Consider the following 18,650-nt stretch of genomic DNA (forward strand, 5'->3'; position numbering starts at 1 on the left):
CGCACCACTCCTGCCGAGCTGTCCTGAGAAGATGAGCGGCGCTCAGTTTAATGGCCGCATCAGTTTCCATGCCGCGAATTCCGGATCCGATGACGCCGCCATGGGGTGGAATGTGGTGAGTCCAGCTATAGGAGCGTGGCCGATGGAGGTGCGATAGTGGTCGGTCGAGTGCCGAAGAGTCGTCTCGCGCGGGGCGGCCGAATGGGCCGATTGGTCGCCGGACAAGCCGTCCGGGAAGTCGGTACTCGCCTGGCGATGATCGGTCGAACGGAACAGGCCCGGCAACTGCTCGCCGAAAAATCCACACTGCGCACCGCACAGCAACTCGTCACCGTGCTCGGCGCCATGAAAGGCGCGGCGATGAAATTCGGACAGATGCTGTCGGTACTCGATGTGGATCTGCTGCCGGAATCGCACCGTGCGATGTTCCGCGACAAACTCGCCGAGCTACGCGATCAAGCGCCCGCATTCCCGTTTCCGGCGATGCGACAGGTGATCGAGGACGATCTCGGGCCATTGGCGCGGGCATTCGCCGACTTCGACGAGAACGCCATCGCCGCGGCCTCGATCGGCCAGGTTTATCGCGCGAAGTTGCACGATGGACGCACCGTCGCGGTGAAGGTCAAATACCCGGGCGTGGACGAGGCTGTCGAGGCGGATATGCGCAATCTGGCGATGATCAGCAGACTCTGGAAATCCATTCTGCCGAGCGCGGCCGACAGCGATGTACTGGAAGAAATCGCCCGCAATATCGGCAGTGAACTCGATTACGTGCACGAAGCACGAACCCAGCACCGGGTCGCCGCACGCTACCGGGGCCATCCGTTCATCACGGTCCCCGACAGCGTCGAAGAGCTGTGCGGGCACCACGTCCTCGTGACCGAGTTCGTCGACGGCAAGTCGTTTCAGCAGATCCAGGACCTGCCAGCGACCGAACGCGATGGGATCGGCGAGCTGATCTATCGCTTCTATGTCGGTTCGCTGTTTTCGGATTTCGAATTCTGCGGTGACCCGCATCCCGGCAATATCATGCTCGCCGCGGACGGTCGCGTCGCGTTCGTGGATTTCGGGCTCTACAACAAGATGGATCCGGTGCATGTCGAACTCGAGCGTGCGTGTCTGCGGGCCGCCGGTGAAAATCGGGCCCAGGACCTTTATGCGGCGTGGGTGGATCGCGGCATCATCGACCCGGAATCGGATGTCACGGCAGCCGAATGCCTGGAGTATGTGTGGGCGGCCGCGGGCTGGCATCTGACCGATGAGGAAATCACGGTGACACCCGAACTCGCCACCGGCGCAGTGATTCTCGCGGTCGACCCGAGGGCCGTCGAGTTTCGCGGTATGCGACAGCAGTGGCTTCCGCCGGAGCATGTCTTCTCGCGGCGAGCAGATCTGTTCACGCTCGCCGTATTGGGACAATTGCGGACGACGAACAATTGGCACCGAATCGCCCGGGAGTGGCTCTACCACGAACCTCCGGTAACCCGGATCGGACGGGCGACAGCGCTGTGGCGCGCCGACCGGTGACACCTTGGTGGTGATCCGCTCCACCTTGGGGGAAAGAGCTCAGCACTCGGGGACCTGATATCGGCGGGCGATGCGGCGGACAGTTAATCAAGTCACCGCAACCGAACCGGAGCCCTCGATGTCGATCACCAGCACCCCCGCCGCCTCGGCGGAACGTCGTGCCACGGTCTCGACCGAGGACGGCGTGGAACTCGCGGTTCGCGAATACGGCCCGCGCGACGCCGAGCTCACCGTGGTCCTGCTGCACGGGCACTGCCTGCGCACCGCTTCGTGGACCTACGTACGTCACGCGCTGCTGCGCCGGTACCCGGGCGCCCGGATCGTCTGCTACGACCACCGCGGCCACGGTGATTCCGCCGCCGCATCCCGGCGGACCTACCACCTCGAGCAGCTCGGCAACGACCTGCGCGACGTTCTCGATGCCGTCGCCCCCACCGGACCGGTCGTCCTCGTCGGCCACTCGATGGGCGGCATGACGGTGCTCACCTACGCCAGTCAGAACCCGCACGAGATCGGCACGCGCATTACCGGGGTCGCACTCATCGCGACCGCCGCGAGTGGACTCGCCGACGCCGGCTTCGGACGCCTGCTGCGCAACCCGGCCGTTTCCGCATTCCAGGCGGCCGTCCGACGCGCGCCGGGCCTCATGCACCATGCGAAGCTCATGGCCTGCAAGGTCTTCGCCCCGATCATCCGTACCGCCGAATTCGGCGATCGCAAGGTGAGCTCGCGGGTGCTCGCCCTCGCCAACGCGATGCACAACGAGACGCCGATCGTGACGATGGCGAGCTTCCTGAGCGCCTTCATGGTGTTCGACCAGACCGACGCCCTCGCGGTCCTGTCGAAAATCCCGACCCTGGTGCTGTGCGGCAGTGCCGACCTGATGACGCCGCCGCCGCATTCCATCGCGATGGCCGCCGCCATCGAGTACTCGGATTTCGTCTTGGTCGACGGTGCCGGCCATTCGGTGATCCTCGAGCAGCCGACGGCGGTCACCGAGGCCATCACCCGCCTGATGACGCGCGCCCGCGGTACCGGCAAGGCCGCGGGCGCGCACCTCGCCCTCGTCGCGTAGCGGGGCGGCGAGCAATCAGCGCGAGTTGAGCCGGACCACCGGCTTCAAGCCGTTCACCGATACCCTCTCGCAGTTTTCGTGGTACGCGTACGGATCGGGTGCAGGCTATCGAGAGGTCGATCGACCGCGACGGCGTTGTATGGCGTGGTCGGCGACTGCGGTGTGGTGAACCGCGCGTTCGGCAGGTACAGCCGATCGCCGAATGCCGCGATGGTTGTCGGTGTGTCGAAGCGCGGATCGGTCAAGCGCCGCTCGACCGTGCCGGCCGTACCCGCCGCGTCGAGCGCGATCACGGCGATCGCGTTGCGCCGGTTCTGGACGACGAACAGCGTGCTGCCGCGCAAGAGCAGTCCGTCGGCGTCGGGCACGGTCTCGGTGCCGAGTTCGATCCGGCGCGTCACGCCCGTCGCCGGGTCGACGCGGAACAGCTGGCCGGTCACCGACTGAACGATGATCAAGCCCGTGCCGTCGGGGGTGCGCACGATTCCGTTGGCGTTGAAAGCTCCTGGTACATAAACGATGTCGCCGGTCAATGCGAGCCGCCGCATTGCCTCCGGCGGTGGTAGGGCACCATCGCGACCGACTGGTAGCTGGTACAGCACGGGCGTGCGCGAGTCGGTGAACCATGCGCCCGTGGCGGTGAGCACCACATCGTTGACGAAGGTGTCCGGCGGCGTGCCAAGTCGGTAGCTGGCCGACACCGCGCCCGTCCGGGTATCTACGACACGCGCATCCCCAGCGGTGCCACCGGCGACGAACAGCCGACCATGGTCGTCGAGCTGGAGCCCGAGCGACGGTGTGCCCGGACCAGGGCTCACAATGGCGCCCTGCCCGGTGAGCAGACTGACGCGGTAGATGGAGCCGTCTGCCTGCGAGCCGAGGTAGGCCACCGGCAGCACCCCGATTGCGACACCTTCTGGGCGAAATCCGGCGGGTAGGTCGATCGAGGTCGGGAAGAAACCATCGGCTGCCGCCCGGTGCACGGGTACCGGCACCACGACGCCGACACCGGTGAGCGTTATCGAGATACCCAGGATCAGCCTCAGTAGGCGACGGTGAAATGTTGTGTATCGCATGGGGTTTCGAGTTCGTCGAGGACTGCCACGGCGAGATCTTCGGCGGAGATTCGGGATGCGCCATCGGCATCGGTGATGAGGGTCGTGGTGCCACGCCGGTACCTTCCGGTGCGAAGTCCGGGTTCCAGGAGGGCGGGCGGACTGAGATAGATCCAGTTGGCGGGGTGGGTTCGGCAGGCTTCCCATTGCGCGACGCTGGCGGCGGCGATGGGGCGGATCGCGGGCGGCACGTACTCCGGACTGTCTATGACGAGCCGATCGGGATGCCTCGGGTTTCGCAGCGGTGCCGCACCGCCGACAACGAGGATGCGCGCGTCAGCTGCCGCGGCGGCGTCGAGTAGCGCCGTCGTGGTCGCGGCGGCAGAGTCTTCCTGCCCTGGCGCCGGACGGGTCGCCAGCACGATCGCATCGGCGCTATCGAACAGAGCGCTCAACTCGTCGGCGTCACTTGCGACCGAGGTCGTTCCCGGTGGCAGCGTGGTAGGCCGCTGGTTCCGGAATACCGCGATGAGGTCGTGGCCGCGGCTTGCGGCTTCGTCGAGGACGCGCGAACCGACCATGCCCGCGGCTCCTACTACGGCGATTTTCATCGAATTGTCCTTTCCAGTCCGGCGCGCATGGGCGCGGGAAGTTGACCGGCGACGATGGCGGCGAGTGCGAGGCCGAATCCGACGAGTTGGATCGGGCCGAGTGTCTGGTCGAGCAGGACTGCGCCGAGCACGGCGGCGACCAGGGGTGAGAGCAGCGACAAGATGGAGACCGAGTTGACGGGCAAGGTGGTGATGCCGCGGAACCACAGGACGTAAGCAAGCAGTCCGCCGAACAGACCGAGCCAGAGGTAGCCGAGGATGGCGGGCGGATCGATGGCGGGAGGCGCTCCCTCGAACAGGAAGGTGACGGGCACCAGGAACAGGCCACCCGCGGTGAGTTGCCAGCCGGCGAAGGCCGTTGGACTCGCTTCGGCGGGCCGTCCCCAGCGTTTGGTGAGCGTCACGCCGAGCGCCATCGTGGCCGCGCAACCGAGGCCCGCCACGATCCCGATTGCGTCCAGTGCCGCATTCGGCCCGATCACCACCAGACCGACGCCAACGAGCCCCACCGCGCCCCAGCCGATCCGCCAGGCCGATGGGCTCTCGTGCAGGACCAGCACAGCCAGGATCGCCACGATGAGTGGCTGAGCCGCTGCCAAGGTCGCGGCAACACCACCCGGCAGACGTTCGGCCGCAACGAACAGCAGTGGAAAGAACAGCCCGATATTCAGAACTCCGAGCGTCGCGGCCTTTCCCCACCACACTCCGCGCGGCACCGTCCGGGTAACCGCCAGTGCGATCAGACCGGCGGGCAGCGCACGCAAGAGTCCCGCGAACAGTGGATGTCCCTGCGGGAGAAGTTCGGTGGTGACGACATAGGTCGTGCCCCATGCCAAAGGCGCGGACGCCGTCAGCGCGGCGCGCGACAGGTTTCCGGTGGTGGTTGCTCCGGAAACCCGCTGTGCTGCTGGATTTTTCACACTCGCCATTTGACCGCCAATTAATTGATGAGTCCAACACATGTTTGTCACTGGATCAATCTCGGTACAAGATTGATCCATGGAGCTCCAGCAGATGCGCTATGTCGTCGCGGTCGCCGAGACGAACAGCTTCACCAGAGCCGCCCAACGGTGTCTGGTCGTCCAGTCCGCCCTCAGCCACCAGATCGCACGCCTGGAACGCGAACTCGGCGCGCGACTCTTCGAGCGCACCAGCCGCCGGGTGCGCCTGACACCGGCCGGTGCGGCATTCCTGCCCGCCGCCCGCCAGTGCCTGGACGCCGCCGAGCGCGCGGCGGCCGAGGTCGCCGCGGCCGTCGGGGAAATACGCGGCCGCCTCGCCGTCGGCCTGATTGCGACCGTCGCCGCGGTCGATATCCCGGATGCGCTGCGCGAGTTCCGTCGGCAGTATCCACAGGTGCGCATCGACTTGCGGGTGGGCGCGAGCGATGACCTGATCGAACAGGTCAAGGACGGCACCGTCGACGTGGCCTTCCTTGGTCTGCCCACCACGGCGCACCCCCAGGGTGTCGCCGCCCACGAGCTCGCGCGTGACCGCCTCGTCGCCGTGGTCGCGCCGGATCATCCGCTCGCCGACCAAGCGCTGGTCGACCTGCGCAGACTTTCTTCGGAGGTTTTCGTGGACCTTCCGGCCGGGACGGCCGGACGCATCCAATCCGATCAGGCCTTCGCCGCCGCCGGTCTCGACCGCGACGTCGCGTTCGAGGTGACCACCGGGGATTACATCGCCCGACTGGTCAGACCGGGCCTCGCCGTGGCTATGCTCCCCGCCGCCTACACGCCCCAGCTCAGTGGCGTTGTCACCATCGAGGTGACCGACGCACCGGCCCGCATCGAGTACGTCATCTGGAGCCGTATCGGCCGGACGCCCGCGGCGACCGCTTTCCTCACTATCCTCGGAATCCCCGCAACCGACCGCCCACCAGGCTCATAAGACCAGCGTTGTTGCACGGCTCACATCCTGGGACACCCCTTGCATTCAAGACAGTTGTGCTTACACAATTGTTGTGTGAATACAACTGTTGGAGAGTTGGCGCCGCGACGGAAGTTGGTGGTGTTGGCGACGTGTTGTCTGAGTCTGCTTATCGTGTCGATGGATTCGACGATCGTGAATGTCGCGGTGCCCGCTATTCGGGTAGATCTGGGTGCGCCACTGGCTCGGCTGCAGTGGATCATCGATATCTACACGCTCACGATGGCGAGCCTGCTGATGCTCGCGGGCGCGACGGCGGACCGGTTCGGGCGACGGCGGGTGTTCCGGATCGGGTTGACGGTGTTCGCACTCGGGTCGCTGACATGCAGCCTCGCACCGAATATCGAAACCCTCATCGGGGCAAGGTTTTTGCAGGCGATCGGTGGATCGATGCTGAACCCGGTTGCGATGTCGATCATTACCCAGGTTTTCACAGGGAAGGTGGAACGTGCTCGCGCGGTGGGCATTTGGGGTGCGGTGGTCGGCATATCGATGGCATTGGGACCGATGGTCGGCGGCGTGCTGATCGATGGACTCGGGTGGCAGTCGGTGTTCTGGATCAACCTGCCGATCTGTGTGCTCGCACTGGTCTTGACGACACTGTTCGTGCCGGAATCGAAGTCGGCCACGGTGCGCGGGCTCGATCCGATCGGGCAGTTGCTGGCCATCGCATTTCTGTTCACGGTGGTGTTCGGGTTGATCGAGCGCTCGCCCGCGGTATTCATGGTGTCGGCGCTCGCCCTCGTGGCCTTCCTGTGGCAGGAATCGCGACGCTCGGATCCGTTCATCGATCTACGCTTCTTCCGCAGCGTGCCGTTCGCCTCGGCGACGGTGACCGCGATCTTCGCCTTCGCCGCACTCGGCGCATTCCTGTTCACCTGCTCGCTGTATCTGCAAGAGCTGCGCGGTTATTCGGCCGTGCACACCGGGGCGCTATATCTGGCCATGGCGGTCGCGACACTCATCTTCTCGCCCCTGTCAGGGCGTCTGGTCGGGCGCTACGGAACCAAACCCTCACTGGTCGCGGCGGGCATCGCGATGACCATCGCCGCCGTGCTGCTGACCCGGCTCGATGTGACGACTCCGATCTGGCAACTGGTCATCGTCTTCGCGATCTTCGGAATCGGATTCGGCATGGTCAATGCGCCGATCACCACGGCGGCGGTCAGCGGGATGCCGCTGGATCGCGCGGGCGCCGCGTCGGCGGTCGCCTCGACCAGCAGACAGGTCGGCGTGAGCATGGGTGTCGCACTGTGCGGCGCGCTGACCGGCGCCGGTCTGTGGTGGCTGATTGCGGTTTTCACGGCCGGAATCGCCATACTCGGCATTGTCGCGAACACCCGCTGGGCCGCGCGGTCCCGCGATCGCGTCGCCCCGATACTGGAAGAGAAGGTCCCCGCACATGCCGGATGACGTGCCAACCGCCGACGATGTCTGGGCCCAGCTCACCCAATTGGTGATGGATACCCGTGACTCGTGGAAGCGGGCGGTCACCGAGCGAACGGGATTGCCGTTCAGTCGAATTCGCATTCTGCGCCGCTTGCGCCCCGGCCCGCTCACGCTCAACCAGATCGCGCAGGCGACCGGCATGGACGCGCCCGCGACCACGGTCGCGGTCAATAATCTCGACGAACTCGGCCTCGTCGTGCGCGAGATCGACCCCACCAACCGCCGCCGCAAACAGGTCTCCATTACCAATGCGGGCCGCGCCGTACTCGCACAGGCGATGGCCACCCCCGACCCCGCCCCGGCCACCGTCGCCGCCCTCTCCCCCGACGACCTGCACACACTCCACCGGCTCTTACGCAAGCTCGAACACTGACCGTCGGCACATGGGCATTTCCCTGTTTCCGAGCGGCACATGTGCTTGAATCGGCTGTAGAACGTGTTCTAGCTCTGGGAGGTGGCCATGGCCACGCCGTCGATTCCCGCCGGATTCGATTTCACCGACCCGGACCTGTGGGCGAAACGCAGACCCACCGAGGAATTCGCGGAACTGCGTCGAACCGCACCGGTCTGGTGGTGTGCCCAGTCCGACCGGTCCAGCGGCTTCGATGACGGCGGCTATTGGGCGGTCACCAAGCTCGAAGACATCAGGGAGATCTCGAAACATCCGGAGATCTTCTCCTCCTCCGCCAACAGCGCGATCATCCGGTTCCAGTCCACCATCACCCGCGAGCAGATCGAGATGCAGCGGCTGATTCTGCTCAATATGGACCCGCCCGCCCACACGAAGAATCGGCGCATCGTGTCCAAGGGCTTCACACCGCGCGCGGTGGAGGCGCTGCGGGCGGCGCTCACCGAGCGCGCGGCCCGAATCGTGCACGAGGCGAAGAAGTCGGGTAGCGGTGATTTCGTGGAGCAGGTCGCCTGTGAATTACCGCTGCAGGCCATTGCCGAACTACTCGGGGTGCCACAGCAGGACCGCAAGAAGCTGTTCCACTGGTCCAATCAGATGATCGGCGCCGACGACCCGGAGTACGCCAGCGATGCGCAGACCGCACAGCTGGAATTGAGCGGCTACGCCTGGACCATGGCCGAGCAGCGGCGGGCCTGCCCGGCAGAAGATATCGTGACGCAGCTGGTCAATGCCGATATCGAAGGTGAGCATCTGGGTTCGGACGAGTTCGCGTTCTTCGTGATCCTGCTGTCGGTGGCGGGCAATGAGACCACCCGAAATTCGATCACCCACGGCATGAAGGCCTTCGTCGACAATCCGGACCAATGGGAGCTCTACAAGCAGCAGCGGCCCCGCACCGCGCCGGATGAGATCGTCCGCTGGGCGACCCCCGTCTCGGTATTCCAGCGGACGGCGATGCGCGATGTGGAGCTCGGCGGACAGCTGATCCGCGAGGGTCAGCGTGTCGGGTTGTTCTACAGCTCGGCCAATTTCGACGAGGATGCCTTCGAGAATCCGTTCACCTTCGATATCCTGCGCGATCCCAATCCACACGTCGGCTTCGGCGGCGCGGGCACGCACTACTGCCTCGGCGCGAACCTGGCCCGACTCGAGATCGATCTGATGTTCAATGCCATTGCCGACACCATGCCCGAATTGAGTCAGGTCGCCGAACCGGAACATCTGCGCTCCGGCTGGCTCAATGGCATCAAACGGTGGGAAGTACGTTTCGATTGATGCACGCGACCTCGGCAACGCCGTTGCGAGCGCGCATCATGTACCTATGGATCCTGAACCAGTGCGGGTGCGGGTGATCCTGTTGTTCGGCGATCGGGCGCAGGTGCAGACACCATGGCATCCGGCACATTCGCCAATGTGGATACCGGCGGCCGATATCGCCGAACAGGCCGGGCTGCCGCAGAACGAATTACCGGGACGGGAGTTCTGGGCCGTCGGTGATGAGCACGAGCTGACCGGATTTCGGCTGGTCTTCGATCCGCGGCTCTGATAAGCAGCAGGCGGATTGTGCAGAGGATGCGCGAGTGCTGCGGCTATCATCACGCAATTTCCGAACGCCGCAAGCGTTTTCAGCCCAACGCCTGGTGCGAGCGGACACGCCGCACGTCGAGCTGACATGGTCGACCGAAGTCGACCATGGATCAGTTCGGCACAATGTCGTACTTCAGCAGCTCGAAGCCGGTGGGCACGGTGGCGCTCATGGAAATGCGATCGCCGGACCAGGTACCGATCAGTGCGAAATCGCCACCGGCGCAATCCGCGCCTTCGGCGGTGAGCATCGGCAGCGGGTGGATGCGATGGCGGTCGTCGCCGTGTCGGACCGCCGCCTTGTCCACATAGGTGCGTTTGTCGTGGTTGAGGATGTAGCGGCCGATGAAGCCATGCTGGGGCGCGATCAGCGGGGCAACGGAGGCGGCCTTGTCATACAGACTGACCTGCTCCCCTACTTGCGGTCCGGCCCACACCACGCGCGTCGGCACCGTCAGGAGGCGCTCCACACCCTGGACGAAGTCGTCGCCGATCCAGGCGCGTTTCAGGAAGCGGACCTTGGGTTCGAGATACCCGATCAGCTTGTGGTCGACGTCCAGGAAGACGGCTCTGCAGAACGGCCCCACGGGGGTGTTTTCCTCTCTGGGATAACGGCTTTCGGACAATCTAACCGTGCCAGGCGCGCCGTCGCTCGGCGGGCGGTAACAGTCGAGTTACCGGCATGTTGAGGTCTGGCTCGAAATCACCTGAAAGGGGTGCCGCGACGCACGAGCTAGGCTCGAACGATGCGATACGCCATTTCGGTTCCGCAGCTCATTCCCGACGGATCTTTCCAACCGGAAAATCTGCGGACCTACCTGGATCGAGCCGAGGCCCTCGGCTTCGAAAGCGCCTGGACGACCGAGCAGCTGCTCGGATCCGCGCCCAATCTGAGTCCGATCGAGTTGTTGACCTACGCGGCCGCATGCAATGAGCGGCTTCGCTTCGGATGCGCGGTGTTCGTGACGCCGCTGCACAATCCGGTGCACCTCGCCAAACGCATCAGCACGCTGGATCAGCTCGCGCGTGGCCGACTGGAGATCGGCGTCGGGATCGGCGGGCGCAACCGGATGTTCTCCGCCTTCGATGTCGACCCTGCCGACAATCTGGTGACCCGCTTCAATGAGGGCCTGCGCGTCATGAAGGCGCTGTGGACCCAACCGCGAATCGATTTCGAGGGTGAGTTCTGGCAGCTCACCGATGCCACCATGGAGCCGAAGCCGTTCCAGAAGCCTTATCCGCCATTATGGTTCGGCGGCAGCACACCCGCGGCCCTGCGCCGCGCGGTCCGGCACGGCAACGGATTCTTCGGCGCCGGTTCCAGCACGACGGCCAAATTCGCCGAACAGGTCCGGTACGTGCGCGAAACCGTGGCCGAGAACTCCGGCGCGCCATCGGATTTCCGCATTGCCAAACGCGTCTACATCGCGGTCGACGACGATCCGGCGCGTGCCGAACAGCGCATGGCCACCGCCCTGACCGACTTCTACGGCGACTTCGGCAAAACCCTGCTCCCCGTCGCCGTCCACGGCACACCGAAGGACTGCATCCAAGGCCTGCGCGAAGTGTCCGACGCCGGGGCCGAGATGATCCTGATCAACCCACTTTTCGACGAGACCGCTCAGATGGAGCGCATTGCCGCGGAGGTACTGCCGCAGGTTGATTGAGCAATACCGGGGCACGCCCGCTTCGACCACTTCAACGGCGACATCCGCAACGACAACTCCACCAACGCCATCGCCTACGCGGCTTGAAGAGACCGCTCCAGGGTCAGCGGGGGTCGGGGGCCTCCGCGGTTTCGTAGCCGAGGCGGACGTCGTGGGCTACTTCGCCGCCGGAGACTGTTACTCGGGTGGTGACCGGCGGGTAGCCGCGCGCGATTACGGTGTAGTGGCCTTCGGGGAGGTCGGTTACCAGATAGCGGCCGTTGGCATCGGTGCGGGTGGTGGCGGTGAGATCGCCGGATGCGTCGAGGACGCTGATCTGGATGTCCGGCACGGCTCGGTCGCCGTCGGCCCAGGCGGATCCGGCCAGCACGGCCATCGATGCCATATCGATGTCGTGATGTAGGAGACCGCTGTCGGGAATGGTGAGGGTGGTGGCACTGGGGCGCATATGTTCGGCGACGGCCACCAGGGTGTAGGTGCCCGAGACGACGCCGTGGCAGACATAGGCGCCGTCGCTCGCGGTTATCGCGGCACCGACGACCTCGCCGTGGATATCGGTGAGTGTGACGGTGGCACCGGGTAGCGGGGTACCGCGACCGGCCGAACGGACCACACCGGACAATTCACCGGAGCCCGTCAGCGTCAGATCGAGCAGCTGTGGTCGCTGTCCGATGGCCACGCTGACCGCCTCCGGCCGATGTCCGGTCGCCGACGCGATCAAGACATAGTTGCCCGCGGCTGGCGCTTCGATGCGGTAGCCGCCATCGGCATCCCCGGTCGCGCGCGAAACCTGATGTCCTCGTTGGTCGATCAGGGTCAGCACCGTGCCCGGCACCGGTCTGCCGTCTTCGCGCCCGATCCGCCCGCCGATCGACGCGCCTTCGTAGTCGAGGACCGAATGCGACTGCGGCACAACGGCGGCCACATACACACCATTGCCGTCATGATTTACCGAAATGCGGCCGACCGCACCCGCCAGCACCGGTTCGGGTTCTGGTTCGGAGAGCACCTTCGCCGCACCCTCCCAAACCTGCGCCTCATCCCAGCTGGATTCGGACTCCACAGCCGCCGACTCCACAGCGGGTACCGGATTGTCCTGCAGCGGAATCTCTTTCATGAACATCAGCACCAGGCACGCGAGCAGAGCGACTCCCGCCGCGGCATAGAAGACGCCGTGCATCGCATCGGTGAACCCGATCAGAATCGGCACCCTCAGCTCATCCGGCAGTGCCGCGATTCCGCTGGTATTGCTCTGCATGGTGCTCAGCTGCGCGGCATCGAACCCGGCGGGCAGCGCGCCACCGAAGGCGTCGATGATCCGGTGCGGCAACAGGTTGAACAGAATGGTCAGGAATACCGCGACACCGAGCGTGCCGCCCATCTGCCGGAAGAAGGTCGCCGATGCGGTCGAAACACCCATATCCGAACGCGGACCGGCATTCTGCGCCGCGATGATCAGGGTCTGCATACAGCAACCGAGCCCGAATCCGATCACGCCGCCGTAGACCATCGGCTGCCAGAGCGGACTGTCATAATGCACCTGCCCGTAGAGCCCCGCGCCGACCGCGATGATGAATGTCCCGATCACCGGCAGGATCTTGTAGCGCCCGGTCAACTTGGTGGTCAAGCCGGCCAGCTGCGAACCGAACATGATCCCCAGCACCAGCGGCAGCATCAGCAGACCCGATTTGGTCGGCGAATATCCGCGCACCACTTGGAAGTACTGCGGCACCATGACGATCGCGCCGAACATCGCGATACCGACAATGAACCCACCCGCGATGGTCACGCTGAAGGTCGAGTTCTCGAACAGCCGTAGCGGAATCAGCGCCGCATCCTTCATCAAGAATTCGACGAGCAGGAACAGCAGCAGTCCGCCCGCACCGATCCCGTAGCAGATGAGCGCGTGCTGCGAACTCCAGCCCCAATCCCGGCCCTGTTCGGCGACGATCAGCAGCGGCACCACACATGTCGTCAATGCCACCGCGCCGAACCAGTCGATGCGGTGATCCTGGCGCTGATGCGGCACATTGAGCACCTTGGCGACCACACCGAGCGCGAGCACACCGATCGGCGCATTGACCAGGAACACCCAGCGCCAGCCCTCGAGGCCCCAGAGCTGGTCGTAGTTCGAGAAGAAACCACCGAGCACCGGACCGAGCACCGTCGCCGAACCGAAGACCATCATGAAATAGCCCTGGTAGCGCACCCGCTCCCGGGCGGGCACGATATCGCCGATGATGGTGAACGCCAACGACATCAACCCGCCCGCACCGAGGCCCTGGAAAGCGCGGAATCCGGCGAGTTCATACATCGACGTGGCGAAGGTGCAGGCCACCGAGCCGATGACGAACAATCCGATCGCTGTGAGATAGAACGGCTTTCGACCGTAGATATCGGCCAGTTTGCCGTACAGCGGGGTGGTGATCGTCGCGGTGATCAGATACGCCGTGGTCGCCCAGGCCTGTTCGTCGAATCCGTCCAGGCTGTTGGCGATCCGCACGATCGCGACGCTCACGATGTTCTGATCGAGCGCGGCGAGGAACATGCCGAGCAGCAGTCCGGACAGGATGGTGAGGATCTGCCGGTGCGACAGTGACGTACCCTCACCGGCACCCAGGTCCGGCGACGTTGCCGGGGCCTGGCTGGTCGAATTCGTCATAATTTGAGCCCTAGTTCTGATCGGCTATCCGTGGTGGAAGTGTCTCGAAACCTGAGTCGAGCCGGTCGAGCGATTGGCACACTGCGCCACAAGCGATCCGCCCCCACGCCGATCACCCGTAACTAGTTGCGCTCGCTAATATACATACGGCCACTCAGGGCGAAACGGCCTGGTCGGGTCATCCCGGCACCAATACCTCAGCGGCCGAGCGGATCCGGGCGGCACTGCACCGGATCACTGGCAACGGCTCGACCGCAGCCGAAGATCATGACAGGTTCGGCGTGATTCGACGGGTCCCAGATCTGGCCGACGCCGAGCAGAACAGCAGCGCAGGCCGCGCCCGCCACGGCGGTCGCGGTACCGAGCACCAGCCACCGCAGCAGATCTTCGAATGCATCCTCAAACTCTTGGCATACTTGGTTCTCTGCTGGTCAATAGGGGTTGAACTCACCGCGCCAACGCGGGTTCAGTTCGTCGGCAAGCCGTTTGGGGGCCGAGATCCTATTCGGGTTGCCGTCGGAGGTATAACGCTGGTCGGGATGCTGGTCGAGGCGGTCGAGCCAGTAGGCCGAAGCGAAGTCAACCTCGGTCTTTCCCGACCGGATGCGCGGCACACCAGCGGGATCGACCTGACCGAACGGGGAGGGTGCTGGCTCGGCGCCGACCAGCAACACGGCTTCGAACGCGTAGTTCGTACCGTCCCAGCTTCCCGCGGTGACGAGTGCACGGTCGCTGGGAAAGATGCCGAGCGGTAGGGCCATCGTGCGCACGCGATCGCCGGGCGCCGCGATCGCGATCGCGCGCAAGTTCTCGACCAGCTCACGCTGCACACCGGTGCTGTCCAACCGACCGAGATTGGCGTGGCTCGCGGTGTGCGCACCGATTTCGTATCCGTGCGCGGCCAGCCAGGGCAGTGCGCGCGCGTCACCGGCGAACGGCTCGTTATTGACATAGAACGTCGCGGTGGGCCGGAAGTCCGGATTGCATGCGCCGAACTCCTCGAGTATCCCGATCGCGGTATCCGGAGCCACCGTGGCGTCCTCGGTGAACCGGAACTGGGTGCTGGTGGAGTCGTCGAAGGTGAGCACCACCGGATGGGTGCCAGCAGGGATGTCGATATGGCCGCGGATGTAGTCGGCGACGGTCACCGGCCGGTAGTTCTCGCGGTACAGGCGCTCGAGTTCGGCGCGGAACTTCTCCGGAGTCTGGTCGTATTCGCCGACCGGAGTCGATGTCACCTGGTGATACATCAGGATCGGGACGAGTCCGAGTTCATTGGCTCCCACCGCGATCGGGTCGGGCGTCGAGGTGGCCACCGGAACCTTTTCGATGGCCGCCGGGGCCGGATCCGCCGCTGCCCCACATGCGGTGAGGGTCGCGAATATCAAGGCCGACAGGACAACCCGAGTTCCGCTAGCCCTGCACCGCACCACCGATCGAACGGTACGCGGCGGCGAGGAATCTCGGTTGCGAATCGGCATAACCACGCCCGATGGCGCTGTCCGAGGTAGATAGTTGGGCAATAGCGACAGATGAAAGTTGGTGTGCGCGTTGGACAAATTGGTCCCGATCACCGGGCGATGGCGGCTGGCGGCAATAGCGGTTATCGCAGCATTATCAATCCTCATCGCATCCGTGATCATCGGCGCCCATCGGTCCGAACCCGCGGGTTCGGCGCTGACCGGATTACCGGACGGAGTTGTCGGCGCGAGCACGCTGACCGGGCTCGCATTGCGCGTGGATGCCCAGGGCCACAACCCGAACGATATGCGGCTCGAACTCGACGGCAAGACGGTGAACGGCACGGTCGAGGGCGATTCGGTGGTGTATCGGCCCGGTCAGCTCGCCGATGGCGATCACAAGTTCACCGCCGAGATCCCACGCGCGGGCATATTCGGGCTGTTCAGCGCCGGTCCGGGGGTTACCGCAACCTTTACCGTCGATACCGAGGCGCCGAAACTCGAGCTGACCCAGCCGGGCAGGGCCGGATCGTATCGTCAGCCGATTACATTGCGCGGCAAGGAATCCGGTGCCGTGCGCGTCTTCGTCGGCACACAGTCGGTCACGCCCGCCGCGGACGGCACCTTCGAGATCACGCTGGCGCGCACTCCCGTCGGCGGTGAGGTGACCGCGGTCGACGCGGCGGGAAATAGGGCGACGCAGGCGATTACCACATCGGTCGATATGCCTCGAGTCAAGGCCGCGCACATCACGGCGTACGGATGGGCGTACGACGGCTTGCGCGAACCCATTCTGGATATGGCGCGCGAGGGGCGCATCGATACCGTTCAGCTCGATATCAAGGATGAGGACGGGGTTATCGGTTACGACTCGCAAGTGCCGCTGGCACGGCAGGCGGGTGCGGCCGCAAATATCTACGATGTGCGCGCCGCACTTCGACAACTGCACGATATGAACCTGCGGGTGGTCGGGCGGATCGTGGCCTTCCGTGATCCGACCATGGCCGAATGGGCCTGGCACGCAGGACATCCGGACTGGGTCATCCAGAATCCCTCCGGTCAGCCGTATGCCAGCAAGTACGGTGCGATCGCCTTCACCAACTTCGCCGATCCGGAAATCCGCAAGTACAACATCGATCTCGCCACCGAGGCAGCCGAACTCGGCTTCGACGGAATTATGTACGACTATGTCCGGCGGCCCGATGGTGCGCTGTCGCAGATGCAGTTTCCGGGGCTGACCGTCGCGCCGAGCGCATCGATCGCCGAATTCCTGCACGAGAGCCGGGATCCGGTGCGCGACAAAGGCGCGAATCTCGGTGCCGCGGTGTTCGGTATCGCTGCGACGCGGCCGGATGAGATCGCACAGGACATTCCGGCGATCGCTCGGTATGTCGACTATGTCGCTCCGATGCTGTACCCGTCGCATTGGAATCCTGGTGAGTACGGTGTCGCGAACCCGAACGCCCAGCCGTACGACATCATTTTCCGGTCGCTCGCCGATTTCTTCGGACAGACCGAAGGTACCGGCGCGAAAGTCATTCCGTGGCTGCAGGATTTCAGCCTGGGAGTGAACTATGGCGATGCCGAGGTCAAGGCGCAGATCGATGCCGCGGCCGCGGCGGGGACGAATAGTTTCTTCCTGTGGAATGCGGCGTCGCGGTATCACTCATGGGCGGTGGCGCCCGGTTGATTCCTACTGGTCCGCGTGGCAGGTGACGTCGGCGGCGGGCAGGGTGCCCTCGGCGAGGTAAGTATTGATCGCGTTGTTGACGCAGGCGCTCAAATCCGGCCGGAAGGTCATGTGGATGCGGATGTCCTGCAGTGTGACCAAGCGGGATGCGGAGAGGTACCGATGTAGTCGGACACCGTGGGTGTACGGGGTTCGGGCATCGCCGGTCGCCTGCAGGATGAGCACCGGAACCGAATTCCGCACGGTGGTGGCAGGTTCGACGGGCCTTGGCCAGAATGCGCACGGCTGGATGTTGTTGGCCAGCGGACCGAATATGGGCTGGGTGGCCCGGCTGGTTTCGATATTGTTCGCATACCACGCCGGATCTGTCGGTGCCGCGGCATCACCGCAGGTGATCTGGGCGAGGACGGAGTTCTCCTCGGATCGCAAGGCCCGCAAGACGATTTGCAGGCGTGGCGCCCGCGCGGCTACGGGTGGGCCGCCCGCCGCATCGGCGATCTCACGTAACGATTCGGCCAGCGCTTGGTTGCGCCGGAAATCGGTCACCATGTTGTGCAAGAGAAATGGAAGCCAGTGATCGTCGATCGGGAAGTCGTCGATCACGATCGGTTGGCGTGCCGACGCGACGATCAACTCCGTCACCCATGCCCGCACTTCGACCGGGGACGACCCGAAGTGATAGGTATCATCCTGTCCCGCAGCCCAATTCGACCATTCATCGATCGCTCGCTCGTCCGAGGGACCCCAATCCTGGACAAGGCCGGTCCAATAACGATCCGGGTCGATTGCGCTGTCGAGCACCATCCGATCACTGCGTTCCGGGAACATCTGGGTGAATACCGCACCGAGATACGTGCCGTAGGAGACGCCGTAGTAGCTGAGCTTCGGTTCGCCCAGCGCCACTCGGATGACCTCCATATCGCGAGCGGTATTGCGGGTGGTGAGCTGGCGCACCTTCACCGGATCATCGGCCAGACATCCTGCGGCCATATCCGCCGCCAGCGCGGTTTCCCGCGCGAAGCCCTGCGAATCCAGACCCGCCGAATGGATCATTTCGCCGACCGGCCACCCGCAGCGCGGCGTGCGCCCGGAGTCGCCGATCCCACGCGGATCCATACCGATCACATCGAAACGCGCCCGCACCTGCGCAGAGAGCACGTCACCGAGCAGATCCACGGTGTCGAGGCCCGACGCACCGGGCCCGCCCGGATTGGCCAGCAGAATGCCATGACGCTGATCCGGATCGGTGGCTCGCAGCCGCGATATGGCGATCTTCAGCGTGCGATCGGAGGGCCGCAGATAATCCAGCGGCACCAGCACATCCGCGCATTCGGCCCCTGCCTTGTCCAGATCCTCGAGACCGCAAGCATGCCAGTGCAGTCGCTGGTGATAAAACCGGTATTCCGGATCGACCTGCGCCCCGGGCACGGTGATCAACGCCGCCCCGACCGCTACCAGCACCAGCCACCGCAAAAGCGTCGCCGACAACCCACCCACCTCTCACCCGCCAAATCCCGCAACTTCGT

17 protein-coding genes are annotated in these 18,650 nt (G+C 64.7%); 9 read left to right on the forward strand and 8 right to left on the reverse strand.

The features are described from left to right. Positions 1–156 precede the first annotated feature (156 nt). Both ACIBG0_RS19815 and ACIBG0_RS19820 read left to right on the forward strand, forming a co-directional pair. Positions 157–1,527 (forward strand): ABC1 kinase family protein, encoded by a 1,371-nt coding sequence (locus tag ACIBG0_RS19815; protein WP_397034343.1) that lies wholly within the window; start codon positions 157–159, stop codon positions 1,525–1,527. Positions 1,528–1,645: 118 nt separating this feature from the next. Next, on the forward strand, positions 1,646–2,602 hold the full coding sequence (locus tag ACIBG0_RS19820; protein WP_397034345.1) for an alpha/beta fold hydrolase: 957 nt from the start codon (positions 1,646–1,648) through the stop codon (positions 2,600–2,602). 53 nt (positions 2,603–2,655) lie between these two features. Here ACIBG0_RS19820 and ACIBG0_RS19825 read toward each other — a convergent pair whose 3' ends face one another. The 3 genes from ACIBG0_RS19825 to ACIBG0_RS19835 are packed head-to-tail and all read right to left on the reverse strand — an operon-like array spanning position 2,656 to position 5,188. Continuing rightward, a complete protein-coding gene (locus tag ACIBG0_RS19825) occupies positions 2,656–3,678 on the reverse strand; it encodes an SMP-30/gluconolactonase/LRE family protein (protein ID WP_397034347.1) in 1,023 nt (340 codons plus the stop codon). Beyond that, positions 3,645–4,268, reverse strand: a complete 624-nt coding sequence (locus ACIBG0_RS19830; protein ID WP_397034349.1) for an NAD(P)-dependent oxidoreductase — start codon at positions 4,266–4,268, stop codon at positions 3,645–3,647. Before ACIBG0_RS19830 ends, ACIBG0_RS19825 begins: the two co-directional genes overlap by 34 nt. Further along, a complete protein-coding gene (locus tag ACIBG0_RS19835; protein ID WP_397034351.1) occupies positions 4,265–5,188 on the reverse strand; it encodes an EamA family transporter in 924 nt (307 codons plus the stop codon). The genes ACIBG0_RS19830 and ACIBG0_RS19835 overlap by 4 nt, the downstream gene beginning before the upstream one ends. Positions 5,189–5,267: 79 nt before the next feature. Here ACIBG0_RS19835 and ACIBG0_RS19840 point away from each other — a divergent pair, with 79 nt between their 5' ends. From ACIBG0_RS19840 to ACIBG0_RS19860, 5 genes are all read left to right on the forward strand, one after another. Continuing rightward, the gene (locus tag ACIBG0_RS19840) at positions 5,268–6,161 is read left to right on the forward strand and encodes a LysR family transcriptional regulator (protein ID WP_397034352.1); all 894 of its coding nucleotides are present in this window, start codon (positions 5,268–5,270) and stop codon (positions 6,159–6,161) included. 75 nt (positions 6,162–6,236) lie between these two features. Further along, positions 6,237–7,613 carry an MFS transporter gene (locus ACIBG0_RS19845; protein ID WP_397034354.1) on the forward strand — a complete coding sequence of 459 codons (1,377 nt, stop codon included), beginning with the start codon at positions 6,237–6,239 and terminating at the stop codon, positions 7,611–7,613. Continuing rightward, positions 7,603–8,022: a MarR family winged helix-turn-helix transcriptional regulator gene (locus ACIBG0_RS19850; RefSeq protein ID WP_397034355.1), complete on the forward strand. Its 420-nt coding sequence runs from the start codon at positions 7,603–7,605 to the stop codon at positions 8,020–8,022. The genes ACIBG0_RS19845 and ACIBG0_RS19850 overlap by 11 nt, the downstream gene beginning before the upstream one ends. Before the next feature lie 87 nt (positions 8,023–8,109). After that, a complete protein-coding gene (locus ACIBG0_RS19855; protein WP_397034357.1) occupies positions 8,110–9,336 on the forward strand; it encodes a cytochrome P450 in 1,227 nt (408 codons plus the stop codon). A 46-nt stretch (positions 9,337–9,382) separates the two neighbouring features. Next, positions 9,383–9,607 carry a hypothetical protein gene (locus ACIBG0_RS19860; protein ID WP_397034359.1) on the forward strand — a complete coding sequence of 75 codons (225 nt, stop codon included), beginning with the start codon at positions 9,383–9,385 and terminating at the stop codon, positions 9,605–9,607. A 151-nt stretch (positions 9,608–9,758) separates the two neighbouring features. On the opposite strand, the gene ACIBG0_RS19865 is transcribed toward ACIBG0_RS19860, so the two are convergent. Next, positions 9,759–10,232, reverse strand: coding sequence for a hypothetical protein (locus ACIBG0_RS19865; RefSeq protein WP_397034361.1), 474 nt, complete (start codon positions 10,230–10,232; stop codon positions 9,759–9,761). Between the two features lie 159 nt (positions 10,233–10,391). Here ACIBG0_RS19865 and ACIBG0_RS19870 point away from each other — a divergent pair, with 159 nt between their 5' ends. Further along, positions 10,392–11,312, forward strand: coding sequence for an LLM class flavin-dependent oxidoreductase (locus ACIBG0_RS19870; protein ID WP_397034363.1), 921 nt, complete (start codon positions 10,392–10,394; stop codon positions 11,310–11,312). A 103-nt stretch (positions 11,313–11,415) separates the two neighbouring features. Here ACIBG0_RS19870 and ACIBG0_RS19875 read toward each other — a convergent pair whose 3' ends face one another. The 3 genes from ACIBG0_RS19875 to ACIBG0_RS19885 all read right to left on the reverse strand — a co-directional run bounded on the left by ACIBG0_RS19875 (position 11,416) and on the right by ACIBG0_RS19885 (position 15,362). Then, a complete protein-coding gene (locus tag ACIBG0_RS19875) occupies positions 11,416–13,974 on the reverse strand; it encodes an MFS transporter (RefSeq protein WP_397034365.1) in 2,559 nt (852 codons plus the stop codon). Between the two features lie 197 nt (positions 13,975–14,171). Continuing rightward, positions 14,172–14,342: a hypothetical protein gene (locus tag ACIBG0_RS19880; protein ID WP_397034367.1), complete on the reverse strand. Its 171-nt coding sequence runs from the start codon at positions 14,340–14,342 to the stop codon at positions 14,172–14,174. Between the two features lie 63 nt (positions 14,343–14,405). Beyond that, the gene (locus ACIBG0_RS19885; RefSeq protein ID WP_397034369.1) at positions 14,406–15,362 is read right to left on the reverse strand and encodes a polysaccharide deacetylase family protein; all 957 of its coding nucleotides are present in this window, start codon (positions 15,360–15,362) and stop codon (positions 14,406–14,408) included. Between the two features lie 163 nt (positions 15,363–15,525). Here ACIBG0_RS19885 and ACIBG0_RS19890 point away from each other — a divergent pair, with 163 nt between their 5' ends. Next, a complete protein-coding gene (locus ACIBG0_RS19890) occupies positions 15,526–17,124 on the forward strand; it encodes a putative glycoside hydrolase (protein WP_397034371.1) in 1,599 nt (532 codons plus the stop codon). A 3-nt stretch (positions 17,125–17,127) separates the two neighbouring features. On the opposite strand, the gene ACIBG0_RS19895 is transcribed toward ACIBG0_RS19890, so the two are convergent. Further along, positions 17,128–18,612, reverse strand: a complete 1,485-nt coding sequence (locus ACIBG0_RS19895) for an alpha/beta hydrolase (protein ID WP_397034373.1) — start codon at positions 18,610–18,612, stop codon at positions 17,128–17,130. Positions 18,613–18,650 lie beyond the last annotated feature (38 nt).

The organism is Nocardia sp. NPDC050630, from assembly GCF_044457245.1.
In the GTDB taxonomy this organism is placed as follows: Bacteria; Actinomycetota; Actinomycetes; order Mycobacteriales; family Mycobacteriaceae; genus Nocardia.